Origin of the sequence: Blautia sp. MSK20_18, from assembly GCF_020553125.1 — a bacterium.
Classification (GTDB): Bacteria; Bacillota; Clostridia; order Lachnospirales; family Lachnospiraceae; genus Blautia_A; species Blautia_A fusiformis.
The window spans coordinates 12,962-30,008 of the sequence record NZ_JAJCGR010000036.1 but is presented as its reverse complement, the minus strand read 5'-3'; the positions used below and the strand labels follow the sequence as shown (position 1 = coordinate 30,008).

Here is a 17,047-nt window from a genome sequence, read left to right as displayed (position 1 = left end):
AAGCATACACAAAGAAACAGTAAGCGGTATTCGTGAGAATCCGCATTATCTCGATGTGAGTATGTTTAATCACATTTTGAGTGGCAGCAGCAGCTTGATGTGGAATTGTAAGTTCGGAGCTAAGTCAGGCGGATATTCCCGATCCGCTTCGTTGCTTGCTCATAACCGGATATCAACCAGATACCAACTGGATGTCAGAAATGCCGCAGGCTTCAAAATGGCTCTGCGGCATTTCTGTATATTTCTATTTGTTTCTGTCTGCTTCTGTAAGTTTCTATATGCTTTTGTTGTTTCTATATGTTTTTCTGTTTACGGGCGGATCACTTTTCCTGCTTTTGTGAGCTTTTCCGCTATGGTATACATATTTGTTACGGTTCCCACTGCCGGTTCCTTCAGTCCGTAGAAGTTCACGCAGGTTCCACAGGTCAGGATCTCGGTTCCCTGCTCCTGTAAGGTCTTAAGGTCTTCGATACATGATGAATCCTGTGCGGTAAGTCTGGCTCCGCCATTATAAAACAGCATAACTGACGGCGGTGTCTCCAGCTGTGTCAGTGCATACACAAATCCCTTGATCAGGATCCCGCCAAGCTCCGGATCTCCATCTCCCATTTTATCGGAAGTGATGGCAACGGTATAATCTCCCTGCGGAACAGCCGGTGTGCAGACGATCTCAGGCTCTGCCTGGCTTCTTGCAGCAGGATCAGATTTTACTGTCATATTGATCTCGTAACCACCTTCTGTTTTTCTGGATACAAAGCTGCATCCGGTACTTCCGGCAAGTCTGCTTAAGTTGTTTACTGCTGTTTCATTGTCTACCAAGATCAAGATCTCGTCTCCCTGCTCTGCCTTGTCAAGGATCTTCTTGGTCATCACAACCGGGATCGGACACTGTTTCCCCATTGCATCTACTGTGTGCTTCATACTCACTCCTCCTGTATTCTGTGATTTTTTTATAATTGCTGTTTTATCATTATTGCTTTTTCGCTGTTTTCTTTTCTTTGATCTTTTATTTCTGCTCCAGCTCATGGGCCTGTTTGAAGATCTCACAGGCACCTGTGTTTACACATCTTTCATGCGCGCAGTCCATAAAGGTCAGCTTCCTGCTGCTGTCCTCCTGCCGTGTATACTCACAGCAGACGGTTTCGCCCCCGTTCATGGTACGGCAGAAACCGGATATAAATTCCTCTTCGATCTCCATTCCTATCCCTCCGTCGGATTCTCAGTAATCTGGGCAGGTGTGATCTCCTCCAGCATTCCTGTTTCATTGTAGGCTTCAAACTGTTCCTCGATCTTTCCAAGGATATCTGCATACTGACAGAAGGCCTCCGCCAGCTCATCCCTGTGTTCCGGAAGCTTCTTGTAACAGACACGGTGCTCCATGCTTGCCCAGAGATCCATGGTCATCGTTCTCAGCTGGATCTCCACCGGAAAATACTCCATGGTATCCAGATAATACACCGGAACTGCAATGATCACGTGAAAGCTGCGGTATCCGTTAGGCTTGGGATTCTGTATGTAATCCTTTTCCCTGATAAAGATCAGCTCACTCTGCCGCTTCAGCGCATTTACAAGATTATATATATCATCGATAAAGTAGCAGATCACACGGATCCCGGCGATATCCCGGAGATGATCCTTGGCGTTCTGCACACTGTCCGAATGTCCCAGCTTCTCCAGCTTCTTTTCGATGCTCTTCTTGGATTTGATCCGTTCCTGGATATTGTGGATCGGAGATACGGAAGACTTCTGATACAGGCTTCCGTTGAGCACCTCAAGCTTGGCGCGCATGATCTGACATGCGTTCTGATATGGCTGGATACAATCGTAATACTGTTCGTTTGTCATGAAAAACCCTCTTTCGCGTTTGCTCAGAATATACTTGTATCTTACCGGACAAATGTGAGCAATCTGTAGTGATTTCCTAAGATTTTCCTGACCATTTTATTAAAAATCTATAAAGTCTCCGGCATCAGTCTGAAAGCTTATGGATAAAAAGACCACTGCGGAGCTTCGGTTCAAACCAGGTGCTCTTTGGCGGCATAAGCTTACCCTCGTCTGCGATCGTCATCAGCTCCTCCATGGATGTAGGATACATGGCAAAGGCAGCTCCTCCTGTCTCATCTGCAGCTGCTGCCAGATCCTTCAGCCGGTGGTTTCCTCCCATAAAGCGGATCCTCTCATCGGTACGCGGGTCACTGATCCCCAGAACCGGACCCAGGACCTTATCCTGAAGAATAGACACATCCAGCTGCCCTACGCTGTCTTTACCCGCATAGATATCCGGATATGCCTTCAGATGGAACCATTCTCCGTCTACATACAGCCCGAAGCAGTGTTTCTCCACCGGTTTACATGGAAATCCCGGCATTGCCATCAGCTCAAAATTAAACTTCATGCTTCCGATAAAGGCTTTGGGTTCCATACCCTTGATATCCTTTACGATCCTGTGATACGGAAGGATGGTCAGCTGGTCATACGGAAATACCACCGACAGGAAAAAGTTAAATTCTTCTTTTCCGGTGTAGTCCGGATGCTCCGCTCTTCTCTTCTGTCCAACCTTTACTGCGGAGGCTGCTCTGTGGTGGCCATCTGCAATATAGATAGAGGAGATCCCACCAAAAAGACTATGTATAGTCCGGATCTTTTCTTCCTCATCTACGATCCATACACGATGTGTGATCTCGTCATCGGAAGTAAAATCATACACAGGAGTATGTGCATTTTTCCATTCTTCCATAAGAGTAAGAAGCTCTGCCGGATATCTGCACGCCAGAAAAATAGGACCTGTGTTGGCATCACAGACATCCACATGACGGATGCGGTCCTGCTCCTTATCCTCTCTTGTAAGCTCATGCTTTTTGATCACACCATTCATGTAATCATCAATGGAGCTGACACCTACGATCCCGGTCTGGGATCTTCCCTTACGGATCAGTTCATACAGATAATAGTTCGGTTTCTCATCCTGGATCAGGATCCCTTCTTTCTGGAAACGATCCAGATTTTCCCTTGCCTTCTGATAAACCTTCGGATCATAAAGATCGGTTTCCGGGTCCAGATCCATCTCCGCACGGTCTATATGGAGAAAAGATTCCGGATTTTTTTCCCCGATCTCTCTCGCTTCTTCTCTGCTGACTACGTCATAGGGAAGTGCAGCCACCTTTTCTGCTTTTTCTAAAGCAGGTCTTACTGCCCGAAATGCCTGAAATAAAGCCATTATGTTTTCCTCTCATTCCTGCCCGGCCATACACCGGACTTTCAAATCATCCCGTCCATTCTAACACATATCAAAATTTCCCGCAAACCCTTATCCGGCCCGTTTAAAGTCACTGTTCACTCCGTTCTCAGTAACACACTTCGCGATGCACAGAATTTATGCTAATCGCATAAATTCGCGCGGCCCGTCTTATGCCTTACGTTTGTTCAGCTCCGGCAGTACCGTCGCCAGCATGGTGAAAAAGCATGCACAGCCGCCTACAAGGTTGGAAACCGGTTCCGCCCAGAACACGCCGTCTGTTCCCAGGCCATTCACATGAGGCAGCAGGAGCGTCAGCGGTACTACGATCACTACCTTTCGGAACAGAGAAAAAAAGGTGGCCTTTTTTGCCTTTCCAAGTGCCACGAACACGCTTTGTCCGGTAAACTGCAAGGCCATAAAGCAGAAGCCGAAAAAGTAAATATGAAGGGCGGGAACTCCCTTTTCCAGAAGCCCGGGATCGCTGTTAAAGATCCGGATAAAAAATTCCGGAAGCAGCTTCAGGATTCCCCAGCCTGCCAGGGTATAGATCACACAGACAGCTGTAATAAATTTAATTGCTTTTTTGACTCTGTCGTATGCTTTTTCTCCATAATTGAAGCTCATGACCGGAGAAGCACCTGTAGTAAGCCCATGGACCGGCATGGTGAAAATGTCACGGACAGAATTTAAAACTGTCATGACACCAACGTAGATATCACCACCCCAGGTCTGGAGTGTGGCATTGCATACCACCTGCACAAGACTGTTTGTAAATGCCATAAAAAAACCGGACATCCCCAGGCTTACGATACTGCCCACTCTTTTCCAGGAGATCCTCATGGCGCTTTTTTTCAGGTTCAGGATCGCCTTTTTTCCTGTAAGGAAGCGTAAGACCCAGATGGCGGAACAGAACTGGGAAATGATAGTCGCCAAAGCCGCTCCCCGGACTCCCATGTGCATCCCAAAGATAAACAGGGGATCCAGAAGAATGTTCAGTACAGCACCGATCAGTATCGTGAGCATCCCTGTGTTTCCAAAGCCCTGGCTGTTGATAAACGGGTTCATTCCCAGAGTGATCATCACAAACAGGGTTCCCAGAAGATAGATCCTTATGTAGTCTGACGCATAGGAAAAGGTTACATCACTGGCGCCAAAGGCATATAGGATCGGTCTGTAAAAGATAAGGCCAATGGCTGTCAGGATCACTCCTGTGCCGATCAGCATCACAAAGGTGTTTCCCATGAGCATTTCTGCTTCTTCCCGGTTTCCTCTTCCCCGTTCCATGGAGCAAAGCGGTGCTCCTCCATTTCCAAAAAGATAGGTAAATGCGGTGATCAGGGTGATAATAGGAAAACACAGTCCCACTCCTGTCAGTGCAGTGGCTCCGATCTCAGGAATCCTTCCGATATAGATCCGGTCTACAATGTTGTAAAGGAGGTTTAGGATCTGTGCAATGATCATCGGCACAGCCACTTCCATAATGTTACGATAGACATTTCCTGTTGAAAAGTCTGTCTGATGTATCTGCATTTCTTTACACCTTCCTGCTTTTTTACTATTGTAAATAATACTATATCTGATATGCAAAGTAAATATTTCCCTGTAAGGCTGCTGTGGAAATATCAGACGTTACTGTTTGTTCACTGTAATATCCCGCAAACTGTTTTTTGTGAGCGAAGATCACAGAAAACCCGAGACATACCGCGCGAACTTATGCGATCAGCATAAATTCTGTACATCGCGAAGCATGTTGCTGAAAACGGAATGGACAGTAACTATCTGATTATCCGTGTATTTATTTCTTGCTATTTTTGTCTAAAAAAGTTATAATAAAGCCATAAAAACGGTAATGATTCCACGTAAAATCGGTCAAAAAACCACATCACTGGGAATCTGTTCCGCATGGAGGTATTTTTATGGATAATAATTATAAGGGCATGGCTGTAGGTGTTTTTGAGCTTGATAACCTGGTTGCCTGTTTTGTTGCTCTTGATGCTGCTTCCAAAGCAGCCAATGTCAGGATCCAAAGTGTTGAGCGTAACCGTCTGAAGAGTGGCGCCTGTGTCAAGATGCGTGGTTCTGTTTCTGACGTTAATGCAGCTATGGAGGTTGCGCTGGAGGCAGCCAAACCTCTTGGTAAGGTTGTTTCTCATACTGTGATCGCTTCTCCTTCTGAGGATACTGAAATCGCACTGAAGATGACGATCAATAAATAAAGGGGGCGACGGATTTATGAATTATGGTGCTTTTGGTTTAGTTGAGGTTGTTGGCAGCAGTAATGCGATCCTGGTGATCGACCAGATGCTGAAGACTTCTGATGTTTCTTTTCTTACCTGGCAGACGAAGTGTGGTGGTCATGCCACTGTTTTTCTGACTGGTGATGTTTCTGCTGTTACGGCTGCCGTTGACAGTGTAAAAGGGAACCCGCCTTGTGAGATCGTAGCTTCAGCAGTGATCTCCAATCCTTCCGGTGAGACGGTTCGTCTGGCTGAGGAAGAAGCGGCTAAGAATCATTTTATGTAGGAAATATCTATTTGTATATTTAATATTTAACAAACGTACGCAGGGAACCGCCCTGGCGTAGCGGGAAGGGCTTCGTCGTCCGCTGGCTTCTAAGGTGCTGCGGCTTCTGCTAAAACCATTCCAAAAAGTTCTGAACTCGCGTCCAGACGCTCAGACAGCAGAACTTTTTGGAATAACGCAGAAACCACACCACCTAAGAATCAGCAGGACTCCTGCAGAACATCCCACTACGCCAGGGCGGTTCCCTGCTGGCTTTTGTATGCATGAAATTGCCTCAGACACGGTGCTTTCGTCATTGATGCTCTGCTTCTACAAACTTCACACTTTCACTCTAGCCTATCTCCCCTTTCGCATGTCAGCAACTCTTTTCGCTATATTCTTTAAACTCACGCCTTCACTCTAGCACTCCACTCCTTCGCACGTCAGCCGGCGAGGTAGCGTCTGGTTTGGGCTGGCTCTGCAGGAGGGGTGCGCTTCTTAGGCGGTGGGAATCTGCGTTGCTGGAAAAAATCCAGCTGTTTGAGCGACGCAGGAGCGAGTTCTGGATTTTTTTCAGCGGTTTTAGCAGATTTCCAGCGCCTTAGAAGCCAGCCCCCGACGAAGCCCCAGCCCAAACCAGACGGTACCTCACCGGCGTCCGTCCGCAAAATCCACATCCACCATCTCCCGTCCATCTTCCACCTTCATCACAGCCACATCCCCCCGATGTGCCACAACCACCCTCTTCCCTCCGACATCACCGGAAAGTTCCATCAGCTCCCCATAATACTTCTTCGAAAAAACACAGGGATTCCCGGTCTTCCCATCATGCTCCACACAGGCGATCCCTTTCCCCTCTCTCAAAAACACATCCACCAGTCCAAAAACCGTCTCCCACCGCAACCACGGCTGATCTGCCACCGTAAACAAACAAGCATCCATCTCCCGGTTGATCCGCAGCCCGATCTTCAGTGAGGAAGATATCCCCTCATCCGGATGCAGATTATAAAGAAACCGCGCGCCGAGCTTCTCTGCTTCCTGCGCGATCTCCTCATACTGTGTGACAACTGTGATCTCACACCTGTGCCCCTGTTCCTCCAGTGCTGCTTTCACTTTTTTCAGTTCCAGGAGAATATGCCTGTACATCGGCATTCCGTCTATCCCGTACAGCAGCTTATTGCTTCCAAACCGCCGGCTGTTTCCTGCTGCCAGCATGATCAGTCCCAGTTTCATATCACCGCTCCACTTCCTTTCGATTCTAGTACAGCGAATATTAAGTAACCGCCATATTGACTTGCCTGATTTTTCATCTGCTGCGTTGTCGTCAATCGTCGTAGCCACCGCTACGCCTCATTCCTCCGCCTTGCAGATGAAGAAATCATCCTGCGTCAATATAGCAGAAACTTAATTTTCGCTGTACTAGCTGTTTACACTTCTCTGCAGACTGCCGCAGATCACCATGATTCCAGACTCCTGACCTTGTGCCATAAGCTTCTCCGCCACACAAGGATCCTCCAGAGTATCTGCCTTGTTCAGATACGCAAGAAATCTTCGTCCGTCCACTCCTTTTTGCAATCCATCTTCAGACCGGATGATCTTCCACACATCCATCCATGTCACAGGCTCATCTGTACGCTTTCCCAGAAATCCCGCCACATCATCCGGACGGTGTGCCGTATCACAGATCCTTTTGCCGATGCAGTCAAGACCGATCACTCCTACTACCATATCTGCAAAAGAAGGAATCACCGGCTCATGAACAGCCGGCACTTTAAGGGGTCGGCGCCTGGATCCGTCAGCTTCTACAAGAAGAAGATCACAAAAGCCGGGCAGCTTTTCCAGGATCTCCTTTTCGGGGCCGGAAATCTTTGGCTGCCCGGCCTTGTGATGAGCCGCGATGACGTATCCGTATTGTTCTATAAGCCGGCATGCTCCCGGAATGTCCTCTGCCTCCGCAAAAGGACGTTCCGGTTCCCATGCCATATGCGTGGTTGTGGTCACGATCACACGTTTTCCCTGTCCGGAAAATATTTCTGCCAGTCCAAAGATCAGACTGGTCTTTCCGCCGCCTCCTGTGAATGCCACAGTAAACGCTTTTTCATTTTTCTTCATGACACACTCCATTTATCTTCTAACTTCTTTCAGGGACACCAGACTCTGTATCGGTCACAGATTCTCATTCCTCACAGCTTTCTCTGTTCCCGGAAGCACTCCGCAGGAAAGCAGCACCTCCAGAACTCCCCCTGCGATACACCTTGCCTTGTCTGAGATCGTAAAACAGTTTTTCTTCTGTTCTGCCCTTGGGTCGATGTCCGCGATCTTCATTCCCTCAAAAACAGGGTAACCGTCCCGGATCAGCCCCCGGATCACGCCGGAAATGGTAGCCTTCACCGGCGTATCACCTACCATGGCGATCACCTGGTCTTTTTCAACAAGATCTGCAATCTGACAGATGTTTTTCATGTTACCGGCTGCCGGTGAATGGATCACACGTTCCTTTCCGATCCCTGCGATCAGTCCCGGCACTCCGGTATTCGGCAGGGCACTGCCTTTTTTTATGATCCTTCCCAGGTTATGGCCACGCATGGTCTCGATCACGTAATCCACATCCTCCCCTGCGGTAAAGCCCGGGCCAAGTCCCACAGTCAGTGGTGCCATATCCCTGCTGGTCCCAAGATTCTTTTTGGCAAGGATGGCATCGATCACTGCCTCCGGCTCCAGTTCGCGGATATGTTTTCCATGGGTATCTATCAGAAGGGGGATCTCTCCCTGTGCCCAGCATTTCCTACACTGGGTCCGGATATCGTTCTCCGTGATCCTCCTGCACACAACGCCTTCTACCTCTGCAGTTCCGTCATAAACAGCTTCACAGAAGGCCACATGACGGCGGATGGCACTTGGACGGTCACATTCCAGGATCAGGACCTGATAGCCACTCTGATGAAGCTTGTGAATCACTCCTGTGGCCAGATCTCCGCCACCTCTCACAAGGATCATTTTATCCGTATATGCCGCTATTTTCATCTTCATACACCTGCTGTTCGTTTCCCGGCATTCCTGCCGCAAGAGTATCATAAAGCTCCGCATAGGTTGCATCCTTATACGGGGATACATAAAAGAGTCCCGCAATCCCGGCCGTAATTGCCGAAAGGACAGACCAGGGAATAAAGGAAAGATCCAAGATAAAGGTATCCATCTTCTGTCCGTTCATCATCTCACGGCTTTTTGCAAACACTTCCTTTGTGCTCATATCCGGATATTCCGCAAGAAGATAAGGGATCATCTTATATTCGTAGGATTTTACCACTCCGGGAATAATAAAAAGCAGCGTCCACAATACAAGATACAGGTCCCGTAAAAACATGGTTTTTACGATATTACCGTAATTCCCGGAACGAAATACACTGAGGAGCTTTCCGGGCCCGGGTACAGAATAAAGGTTCTCAATGTAAAAATCTCTTCCGCCTACCTCCAAAACATTTCCCACAAAGAAATGGAAAAGGACCCCGATCAGAGCCACCGTTACCATGGCACTGGCACTCAGAAGCGCAAAAAGCACTGCCAGTGGGGAACGAAATACATGACTGGCATAAGAGGTAACACCATTGATATCCGTACCCAGATGATACGTTGTAACACCGTAGTCCGGACTTACCGCATTTCCGGCACTGCCTGTGGCCGCACCGCTTCCGCCGGTTGCCATCACAATAGCCAGCACCAGACTTACCAGAACGGCTGACCAGTAATTTTTTTTGAATGCCTGTTTTCCGCGCCATTTCAAGTCGCTGCGTTTCCAGCTGATCTTCTGCTCATTCATAACTTAACCCTCCATATATGCTTCACGGACACAGAGCTCTCTCCGTCCCTTCTGCCACAGCGCAGGCTCCAGCTCTGCCAAATAACCGCCGCCGTTTTTTACATGCCATTCATAAAAAGCCCTGGGTCTGTCCGCATATTCTTCCATAATGTTCATGATCGTACCGCCATGTATCACAAGAGCCGCTGTCTTTATGTTGTTACGGATACACTGTGTGACAGCCTTCTGAAATCCTGTAAGGCTCCGGCACTTAAACGCTTCTCGACTTTCTCCTCCCGGAAAAGGAAGCGTTCCATTGCTGTCGATCCACCTCTGATAATCCTGATTTCCGGAAAGCTCTTTATAATTTTTATTCTCAAACTCTCCAAAATCACACTCGGAAAGCTCTTCGATGATATGAAAGCTTTTTCCTGGAAAAAGGATCTCCGCAGTTTCCACACAGCGGCAGAGCGGACTTACATAAAGGGCCTCCGGCATGGGATAGGTCAGCTTTTCCAGAAATTCCTTTCCCTCCGTACTCAGCGGTTCATCCGTTGTTCCGATATAACGCTGAAGCTTATTTCCGGGTGTCTGTCCGTGTCGTATCAGATATAATCTAATCATCCTTCAGCACCGTCCCGATCCCGCATACCACTCTTGTGACCCTTCTGCTTTTTGCAGCCAGTGCAGTGCACACCCGGCCAACAGCTTCTCGGTACTGCCGTTCAAAAGCATCCGCCGGAACGATCCCGTAGCCTACCTCCTCACTGACAAGGATCACATCCGGATCCTGCTGTGCCAGCTTTTCTGCCAGACCGGTGAGATCTTCTCCTGCCTTCAGAGCTTTTCTTATGTATTCCTGAAATCCCAGAACACCCGCTGCCTTCAGAAGCTCCTCTTCTGTGATCTCTCCTCCGAATTTCCAGTCCACATCCGGGAACTGTGCTTTTGCATAGGCAGCTTTTCCCTGATATGCGCCTCCGATTATCATTTCCATAATATTTTTACCTCATCCAAATCTTCATTACAGATTAAACGTGCCACCAAAAGCAAGCACCAGTGCCATCACGACCTCGCAGATGCAAAGGAAAAATCCGGAAAGATCACCTGTGGTCCCTCCAAAATATTTCAAAGCCATATGGTGATACCACCAGAATACCAGAAGTGCGCTGACAGCTGCCAGAACACCCAGGACCGGATCTACCCATATCATCAGCGCTGCAAGGATCACAAACATCGTGATAAGAACATTTCGCACTACGATCTCTGACGCATTTCTGGAAAATTCTGCCACAGTCCCGTCTGTCCTTGCCTTGGGAAATGTGATCACACCGATCCCGGAAAGACATCTGGACATCATAAAGCCCAGGCTCATGATACAGATCCCGTTATAATTTCCAAGGAGCTGATCCCAGGCTCCCAGCCAGAGGATAAAATATACACAGGCTGTGATAATGGCAAATGCACCTGCATGGGAATCCTTCAGGATCTCCAGCCTCCTTGTGCGTTCCTGCCAGGAGCTTAATGCATCTGACGTGTCCAAAAGCCCGTCTACATGAATGCCGCCGGTAATAAATACCGGGATCACAGTAAGGATCACAGCGAGAAAAAATGGCTCCAGAGCTACGTGTACACCGAGGACCCCTCCTGCAAGCCAGGTCAGGATGCCGATGGCAGTCCCCACAAAGGGGAAAAAGCACATCATATATTTTATGTTTTCCTTCTTCCAGTCCACCATGGGCATAGGAATCTTTGAAAACATGGCAAAGGCTGCCTTAAAACTGTTCCATAAGCTTTTCATGCTTCCTTTCCTCCTTTATGCCATACAGGGATCCCGTATACGACTTCCACAACCTCTTCTGCCAGCTCTGCCAGCTTCTGGTTGATCTGTCCCAGCTCTTTTTTGTACTGTTCTGATTCTTCCTCGTAGAGGATCCCGTCTGAAAAGATCTCGTTGGTGACGATCACCACATGCTTTGCCTGGGAAAGAAGATTTTTCACCCCTTCTGTGATCTTTTCTGCCACCTCCGGGTGGAAGCCGCCTTCCCGGAACATCTCATTTGCAACCAGATTGGACATGCACTCCAGAAGGACCACGCAGTCCTTCGGGATGAGCAGCTCATCCAGCTCTGTATATCTTTCAATTGTCTCGAAGCCTTTTCCTGCACGCATGTGCCGGTGTCTGCGGATGCGCCTGTGGCTTTCTTCGTCAAAAGCCTGCATGGTGGCGATATAGATCCTTCTGGCTTCGCCAAGGGAAAGTACGGTTTCTTCCGCAAAAGCAGATTTTCCGCTTCCGCTGCCTCCTGTTACAACAACCAGCATATTATTTCAGCTCCTCGTACTGTTCTACATTGATATCACCAAAGGTACTCATGGAATTATATACTGCACAGGACAGATCCATCATCGGAAACAGTGCCACAGCTCCGGTTCCCTCGCCCAGGCACATGCCTGCGTGGATGATCGCTTCCTTGCCAAGCTCCTTCAGGATCAGCTGTGCTGCAGGCTCTTTGGATACATGAGACGCAAGGATATGATCACTTACCTGCGGGCAGATCTTTACTGCGATCAGTGCAGATACGCAGGAAATAAATCCGTCCATGACAACCGGCATTCCAAGTGCTGCTCCTCCAATGAATACTCCTGCCATTCCTGCAATATCCAGTCCACCTACCTTTGCTAGGACGTCAATGGCATCTGAACGATCCGGATTATTCAGGGCGATCGCCTTTTTGATCGCATTGATCTTCCGTACAAGCCCTTCACTGGTCAATCCGGCACCACGTCCGGTCATATCTTCCACCGGTTTTCCGAGAAGCACAGCTGCTACCGCACTGCTGGTGGTGGTATTTCCAATGCCCATCTCGCCGGTTGCAAGAACCTGATAGCCTTTTTCCTTCAGCTCCTCTGCCATGGCAATTCCGGCTTCGATGCCACGGATCGCCTGATCTCTTGTCATCGCCGGCTCTCTGGTCATATTTCTGGTCCCATAAGCAACCTTAAGATCTGTACGGACCTTTGTATCTGTGACCATTCCCACATCTACAGGAAAAAGCTCTGCTCCACACTGACGGCACATCACACAGCAGGTAGTAGTCCCTTCCAGAAAATTCTCAGCCACAACAGCCGTCACTTCCTGTCCGGTCTGGGTCACACCCTCTTCTACAACTCCGTTATCCGCGCACATGGCAACCACTGCTTTTTTCTCCACACGTACCTCCGGTGTACCTGTGATACCGGCGATCTGTGTCAGCATATTCTCCAGCTCTCCCAGAGAATGCAGGGGCTTTGCAATACTGTCCCATCTCTTTCTCGCCCCCTCCATAGCCTTTTCATCCAGAGGGCGGACTTTCTTCACTGCCTCATCCAAAGTCATCATTTGCTACCTCCAATCCTTTTACCTGTGGTAAAAATAATAAATTTACTAAAGATATAATTCAACGCCAGCACGATAAATTGTGTGCAGAATTTTGCAAACATATCCCGGAATCCCAGGATCTCCGCCAGAAGCCATACGCCACCTACCTCAATGACCATGGTCACCAGACGGGCACTTATAAATTTCAGAAAGGGCCGTATATGATCCCTCCATGTTTCACAGCGGTCATGAAATACAAATCTGGAATTCACAACATAGGCAAACAGGATCGCCAGGATGATCGATATGATGTTGGCACTCATCAGCGGGATTCCCATTGCCCTCATGATATAAAAGCTTAACAGATTTACGAGAGTCGTACAACCACCCCAGAAAATATAACGGATCACATCATTTTCATAGAATTTAAGGATCCACTTTTTCATTGGTATCTCCTCCTCGTATGATCTTTGATACGATATATCTTGGACGACGTTTTACTTCCTCATAGATCCTGGCGATATAATATCCGATGATCCCAAGGCTCATCATCACAGCACTTCCGATAAAGAGCATCACGATCAGAAGTGTGGTATAGCCTTCCACCGCATGCCCGGAAAAATACCGGACCAGAGAATAGACCAGAAGGAGCAGGGAGCACCCAAAGCAACCCACAGCACCGGCTGTTACAAACTGCAGCGGAAGTGTTGTAAATGCCACGATATTCCGAAACGCATAGCTGATCAGCGTTCCTGCAGACCATTTGGATTCTCCGGCCTCACGCTCCTGCACCTCAAAAGGTACGGAGATGCTTTTGAAGCCTATCCAGGATGATGCCGCCCGGAAAAACATGCTGCGCTCAGGCATGGCGAGAACACTCTCCACCGCTTTCCTGTCCAGCAGCTTGAAGTCGGAAGCGTTTTCCATATCAAAGCCGGTGGCACGGGACATGATCCGATAGAAAAATCCGGCACTTTTTCTGTGAAAAAGAGTTTCTTTTCCCCGGTTTTTCTTGATGCCCTCCACAACCTCGTAGCCCTGCTTCCAGAGCCGGTACATTTCCAAGAGGATTTCCGGCGGATGCTGCAGGTCACAGTCCATCACTGCCACCGCATCTCCGCATGCCTGTGCAAGGCCGGCCACGATTGCTGCTTCTTTTCCGAAATTTCTGGAAAAATGCACACCTGTCACATTTTTATCTTCCCTGGATACTTTTTCTATGGCTGCCCAGGTCCCGTCAGAGGAACCGTCATCTACCAGGACCAGTTCATAACGGATCCCGGCCTGCCCCAGGAGCTCTCTGAGAGTCCGGCAGGTTTTCTCCACCATCGGTTCCTCGTTACAGGCAGGCAAAACTACCGATAATCGGCTCATTTCTCCTGTTTTCCCCTTTCTTTTTGTTTTCCCTGGCGCCGGTAAGATATTACGATCCCGGCAAACAGGATCAGGCCAAGCACCGTCAGTATCATTCCGGGCACAATATACGGTGTACAATATCTGAGTGCGATCGTATGCCTGCCTTTTTTTAATTCCAGTCCCATATACATACTGTTTGCCTGCACAAGTTCTGTTTTTTCTCCATCTACATAGGCGGTAAAGCCTGCGCTGTATGGAATGGAAAATACCAGGATCTTATCGGAAGTGGTTGTGATATCTCCACGAATGCAATTTGTCTCCGTTTTGATATTCTGAAGACTTTCTTTTCCAAGCTCCTCTGTCTGTTCTTCAACAGAAGCCATGGGCTGACATGCCACATACAGATCATCAAAGGTATATTCTCCCGGCATGGAGAATGTCAGTGTCATAGTTCCTGCAGAATAGTTTTTATATCCCATATTCAGAAGAAAATTATGTCTTCCGCTGTAGCCGTTGTATTTATCTGTAAAGATCCGGATAGTCTTGTCCACGGAGCCCAGCGAAACATCCACTGCTGATTCCTTGCTTTCTTTCCAGTAGCGCCAGTTATTGTCTTCATAACGCACGGTATTCTTCTCATACTCTGTCATGGAATCCCATTTTTTATCACTGACCACTGCACGTGGAGAATAGGCATTAAAATCCAGATTTTTTGCCACAAGATAAACCTCAGCCTCCGGCTCTCCCTGATATCCGATCTGTACGGTTGCTCCTTCTTTGGCCACAATGATCTTTCCGTCTTTTATCTTACAGCCTTTTCCTGCTTCCAGTGTAAAATCTGCTTTCTTATCGTCAAAGGTGAGGTCTGTCTCAGGAAGACTGCTGTCCTCCAGAACTGCCCCCTGCAGGAGCGCCTGCTGCTTTTCGGTCACGGAAAGCTTTTCATAGTTTTCTCTGGGGATCCAGGAATCATAGGTATAACCAAGAGGAAGGGAATCCTCGTCTTCGTAGATCCTGTATTTTTTTGTGACTTCTGCTTCACTGTCATAGCCGTATGGCAGATACCCATATCCGCTTTTTTTGATGGCAAAATATTTCACCGAGGCAAGACGATCCAGGATACTCCGTCCGTCCAGGCTGCTGTAATGATAATCCCAGGGGGTATTCAGATACATCTCATCAAAGAAACGGCTGATATTTCCATTGGCCACACTGAAATAATAGGAAGTACTGTTGGTTCCCATATACATGGCAGTGTTTACATAAGAGCCCGTTTTGTACTGGTCATATCTGGTAACCGCTGAATCGTCCATTGACCGGATCGCTTTGTCCGGTCCGGACTGAAGCTTCTCCAGCGCCTGATCCTTTTCCTCAAATTCTGACAGATAATCTTTTTCGTAAGAATACTGGTATGAAACATTCAGAAGGATGCTTGTCACAAGCACGGCCACGATCATTCCACAGAGATATTTTCCCTGTGTAAATACGTTTCCGTAGGAAACCACTGTAAACACAGCCAGGACCAGCATCATCAGTGCCATGATATTGCGTTCCGTGCGGGCGGATTCTGAAAACAGTGCCAGCACGCCATATATCAGCAGCATCACAAATATCCGTCGTTTTTCCCTGATGCCCAGCGTAAACAGTTCCGGATATGCCTGTACCAGGATATATGCGATCAGCATTCCATACGCCCAGATCCATCGATTGGACACGTATGAAAATCCATTCAGTACATGACCTGCAAAGGGGATCAGCAAAAACAAGTTCAGAAGCACAAAGCCCAGCTTCAGTCCCGTATATTTTTTCTTTTTGGAAAAGATCACAAACACGCCTGCCATTGCGACTGCGGAATATCCAGCAACTCCCCACTGGATCATATTTTCGCCGATCAGGCAGCCGAGATATTTTTCGTAGTAAATGCGGTCATATAACAGCGGCACATAATTCTGCGCCTGAAAGCGCTCTGTTCCAAACAGAGTCATGACCACAGGTAAAAAGATCAGTGCAGCGATCATAAGTGCGACCAGATAAAAGCCAGCAAATTTTAGGAACCACTGAAATACATCTTTTACTGAACGCTTGCGGAATATTCCAAAATACCGGAAAGCTGCATACAGTACCATAAAGATACTGATCATATAAAAGAAATAAAAATTAGACATTGCCGCTACAGCCGTCGCACAGATAAAAAGGTATGGCTTTTCTTTTTTGTAAATCTTTTCAATTCCCATAAGGACCAGCGGCAGATAGATCATGGGATTGGAAAAATATGGATGCTTCATGGACGCATAAATGGTCCATCCTGCAAAAATATAAACAAGGCTTCCAAGAAATGTAGCCTGTTTGGGATTCTTGCGGTAAAAGCAGTAAATGCTGAATGTAATACCCGCCAGATAAATGCGGAGAAAGATCAGAAGCTCATATAAGATCTCTGTGTCTTTTTCCGGTACAAAAACGGACAGTAAGGTCAGCGGATCACCGATCACATAATAATGAAGTGTTGTAAGGATATCGGAACCGTATCCGATATGCATATCCCACATAGGAAGGGAAAGCTTATGCTCCGTCACCAGCGTCTGCAGAATATTCCGCAGATATTTTCCATAATAGGCCAATGCATTGATGTGCTGCGGAACACCGTCATGACTCCAGATCAGGGATTTTCCATTAAAATAAAAACAACTGTAAATAAACAGCGAGATCGCCGCAAAAACAATCGTATACAGAATATAAAAATCTGCTTTTTTCTCTTTCCGGGATTTCTCCTTCGAAAAAATTCTCTTCATGTATA

General features: G+C 47.7%; 19 protein-coding genes. 2 read left to right on the top strand and 17 right to left on the bottom strand.

The genetic code is table 11. The features are described 5' to 3' along the window. Nucleotides 1-309: 309 nt before the first annotated feature. From yedF to LI091_RS15350, 5 genes are all read right to left on the bottom strand, one after another. Entirely contained in the window at nt 310-921 is a 612-nt protein-coding gene (yedF, locus tag LI091_RS15370) for a sulfurtransferase-like selenium metabolism protein YedF (protein WP_195273491.1), read from the bottom strand. An 85-nt stretch (nt 922-1,006) separates the two neighbouring features. Next, complete coding sequence (locus tag LI091_RS15365; RefSeq protein ID WP_015524771.1) at nt 1,007-1,198, bottom strand: hypothetical protein; 192 nt, start codon at nt 1,196-1,198, stop codon at nt 1,007-1,009. A 2-nt stretch (nt 1,199-1,200) separates the two neighbouring features. Continuing rightward, nucleotides 1,201-1,845 carry a GTP pyrophosphokinase gene (locus tag LI091_RS15360; protein WP_015524770.1) on the bottom strand — a complete coding sequence of 215 codons (645 nt, stop codon included), beginning with the start codon at nt 1,843-1,845 and terminating at the stop codon, nt 1,201-1,203. 124 nt (nt 1,846-1,969) lie between these two features. Continuing rightward, on the bottom strand, nt 1,970-3,217 hold the full coding sequence (locus LI091_RS15355) for a DUF1015 domain-containing protein (RefSeq protein ID WP_265191328.1): 1,248 nt from the start codon (nt 3,215-3,217) through the stop codon (nt 1,970-1,972). Between the two features lie 189 nt (nt 3,218-3,406). After that, nucleotides 3,407-4,768 (bottom strand): MATE family efflux transporter, encoded by a 1,362-nt coding sequence (locus LI091_RS15350; protein WP_022426460.1) that lies wholly within the window; start codon nt 4,766-4,768, stop codon nt 3,407-3,409. 386 nt (nt 4,769-5,154) lie between these two features. On the opposite strand from LI091_RS15350, the gene LI091_RS15345 reads away from it, so the two are divergent. Both LI091_RS15345 and LI091_RS15340 read left to right on the top strand, forming a co-directional pair. Continuing rightward, on the top strand, nt 5,155-5,454 hold the full coding sequence (locus LI091_RS15345) for a BMC domain-containing protein (RefSeq protein WP_015524766.1): 300 nt from the start codon (nt 5,155-5,157) through the stop codon (nt 5,452-5,454). A 16-nt stretch (nt 5,455-5,470) separates the two neighbouring features. Then, nucleotides 5,471-5,761, top strand: coding sequence for a BMC domain-containing protein (locus LI091_RS15340; RefSeq protein WP_021651696.1), 291 nt, complete (start codon nt 5,471-5,473; stop codon nt 5,759-5,761). A 627-nt stretch (nt 5,762-6,388) separates the two neighbouring features. Here the strand turns inward: LI091_RS15340 and LI091_RS15335 are convergent. From LI091_RS15335 to LI091_RS15280, 12 genes are all read right to left on the bottom strand, one after another. Continuing rightward, entirely contained in the window at nt 6,389-7,081 is a 693-nt protein-coding gene (locus LI091_RS15335; RefSeq protein WP_265191327.1) for a nucleotidyltransferase family protein, read from the bottom strand. 78 nt (nt 7,082-7,159) lie between these two features. Then, nucleotides 7,160-7,852: a selenium cofactor biosynthesis protein YqeC gene (yqeC, locus tag LI091_RS15330; protein WP_265191326.1), complete on the bottom strand. Its 693-nt coding sequence runs from the start codon at nt 7,850-7,852 to the stop codon at nt 7,160-7,162. Between the two features lie 54 nt (nt 7,853-7,906). Further along, nucleotides 7,907-8,770 carry a selenium-dependent molybdenum cofactor biosynthesis protein YqeB gene (gene yqeB / locus LI091_RS15325; RefSeq protein ID WP_331463638.1) on the bottom strand — a complete coding sequence of 288 codons (864 nt, stop codon included), beginning with the start codon at nt 8,768-8,770 and terminating at the stop codon, nt 7,907-7,909. Beyond that, complete coding sequence (locus LI091_RS15320; protein ID WP_173740496.1) at nt 8,739-9,557, bottom strand: DUF975 family protein; 819 nt, start codon at nt 9,555-9,557, stop codon at nt 8,739-8,741. The genes yqeB and LI091_RS15320 overlap by 32 nt, the downstream gene beginning before the upstream one ends. A gap of 3 nt (nt 9,558-9,560) precedes the next feature. After that, nucleotides 9,561-10,160, bottom strand: coding sequence for a histidine phosphatase family protein (locus tag LI091_RS15315; protein ID WP_092069016.1), 600 nt, complete (start codon nt 10,158-10,160; stop codon nt 9,561-9,563). Continuing rightward, entirely contained in the window at nt 10,153-10,533 is a 381-nt protein-coding gene (locus LI091_RS15310) for a bifunctional adenosylcobinamide kinase/adenosylcobinamide-phosphate guanylyltransferase (protein ID WP_022426466.1), read from the bottom strand. Before LI091_RS15310 ends, LI091_RS15315 begins: the two co-directional genes overlap by 8 nt. Before the next feature lie 27 nt (nt 10,534-10,560). After that, nucleotides 10,561-11,337, bottom strand: a complete 777-nt coding sequence (locus LI091_RS15305) for an adenosylcobinamide-GDP ribazoletransferase (protein ID WP_265191325.1) — start codon at nt 11,335-11,337, stop codon at nt 10,561-10,563. After that, nucleotides 11,334-11,861 carry a bifunctional adenosylcobinamide kinase/adenosylcobinamide-phosphate guanylyltransferase gene (locus LI091_RS15300; RefSeq protein WP_015524754.1) on the bottom strand — a complete coding sequence of 176 codons (528 nt, stop codon included), beginning with the start codon at nt 11,859-11,861 and terminating at the stop codon, nt 11,334-11,336. The genes LI091_RS15305 and LI091_RS15300 overlap by 4 nt, the downstream gene beginning before the upstream one ends. A gap of 1 nt (nt 11,862) precedes the next feature. After that, nucleotides 11,863-12,915, bottom strand: coding sequence for a nicotinate-nucleotide--dimethylbenzimidazole phosphoribosyltransferase (cobT, locus tag LI091_RS15295; protein ID WP_144096132.1), 1,053 nt, complete (start codon nt 12,913-12,915; stop codon nt 11,863-11,865). Continuing rightward, entirely contained in the window at nt 12,915-13,343 is a 429-nt protein-coding gene (locus tag LI091_RS15290) for a GtrA family protein (protein ID WP_015524752.1), read from the bottom strand. The genes cobT and LI091_RS15290 overlap by 1 nt, the downstream gene beginning before the upstream one ends. Continuing rightward, nucleotides 13,324-14,271 (bottom strand): glycosyltransferase family 2 protein, encoded by a 948-nt coding sequence (locus LI091_RS15285; protein ID WP_015524751.1) that lies wholly within the window; start codon nt 14,269-14,271, stop codon nt 13,324-13,326. The genes LI091_RS15290 and LI091_RS15285 overlap by 20 nt, the downstream gene beginning before the upstream one ends. Beyond that, nucleotides 14,268-17,042 carry a YfhO family protein gene (locus LI091_RS15280; protein WP_265191324.1) on the bottom strand — a complete coding sequence of 925 codons (2,775 nt, stop codon included), beginning with the start codon at nt 17,040-17,042 and terminating at the stop codon, nt 14,268-14,270. The genes LI091_RS15285 and LI091_RS15280 overlap by 4 nt, the downstream gene beginning before the upstream one ends. Nucleotides 17,043-17,047: the final 5 nt, after the last annotated feature.

Bases quoted from the DNA above. Each gene is read 5' to 3' on its own strand.
- LI091_RS15365 (WP_015524771.1), bottom strand. From the start codon at position 1,198: ATGGAGATCGAAGAGGAATTTATATCCGGTTTCTGCCGTACCATGAAC.
- LI091_RS15340 (WP_021651696.1), top strand. From the start codon at position 5,471: ATGAATTATGGTGCTTTTGGTTTAGTTGAGGTTGTTGGCAGCAGTAAT.
- LI091_RS15290 (WP_015524752.1), bottom strand. From the start codon at position 13,343: ATGAAAAAGTGGATCCTTAAATTCTATGAAAATGATGTGATCCGTTAT.
- LI091_RS15300 (WP_015524754.1), bottom strand. From the start codon at position 11,861: ATGCTGGTTGTTGTAACAGGAGGCAGCGGAAGCGGAAAATCTGCTTTT.
- LI091_RS15315 (WP_092069016.1), bottom strand. From the start codon at position 10,160: ATGATTAGATTATATCTGATACGACACGGACAGACACCCGGAAATAAG.
- LI091_RS15345 (WP_015524766.1), top strand. From the start codon at position 5,155: ATGGATAATAATTATAAGGGCATGGCTGTAGGTGTTTTTGAGCTTGAT.
- yqeB (WP_331463638.1), bottom strand. From the start codon at position 8,770: ATGAAGATGAAAATAGCGGCATATACGGATAAAATGATCCTTGTGAGA.
- LI091_RS15320 (WP_173740496.1), bottom strand. From the start codon at position 9,557: ATGAATGAGCAGAAGATCAGCTGGAAACGCAGCGACTTGAAATGGCGC.
- yqeC (WP_265191326.1), bottom strand. From the start codon at position 7,852: ATGAAGAAAAATGAAAAAGCGTTTACTGTGGCATTCACAGGAGGCGGC.
- LI091_RS15350 (WP_022426460.1), bottom strand. From the start codon at position 4,768: ATGCAGATACATCAGACAGACTTTTCAACAGGAAATGTCTATCGTAAC.
- LI091_RS15355 (WP_265191328.1), bottom strand. From the start codon at position 3,217: ATGGCTTTATTTCAGGCATTTCGGGCAGTAAGACCTGCTTTAGAAAAA.
- LI091_RS15285 (WP_015524751.1), bottom strand. From the start codon at position 14,271: ATGAGCCGATTATCGGTAGTTTTGCCTGCCTGTAACGAGGAACCGATG.
- LI091_RS15305 (WP_265191325.1), bottom strand. From the start codon at position 11,337: ATGAAAAGCTTATGGAACAGTTTTAAGGCAGCCTTTGCCATGTTTTCA.
- yedF (WP_195273491.1), bottom strand. From the start codon at position 921: ATGAAGCACACAGTAGATGCAATGGGGAAACAGTGTCCGATCCCGGTT.
- LI091_RS15310 (WP_022426466.1), bottom strand. From the start codon at position 10,533: ATGGAAATGATAATCGGAGGCGCATATCAGGGAAAAGCTGCCTATGCA.
- LI091_RS15280 (WP_265191324.1), bottom strand. From the start codon at position 17,042: ATGAAGAGAATTTTTTCGAAGGAGAAATCCCGGAAAGAGAAAAAAGCA.
- LI091_RS15360 (WP_015524770.1), bottom strand. From the start codon at position 1,845: ATGACAAACGAACAGTATTACGATTGTATCCAGCCATATCAGAACGCA.
- cobT (WP_144096132.1), bottom strand. From the start codon at position 12,915: ATGACTTTGGATGAGGCAGTGAAGAAAGTCCGCCCTCTGGATGAAAAG.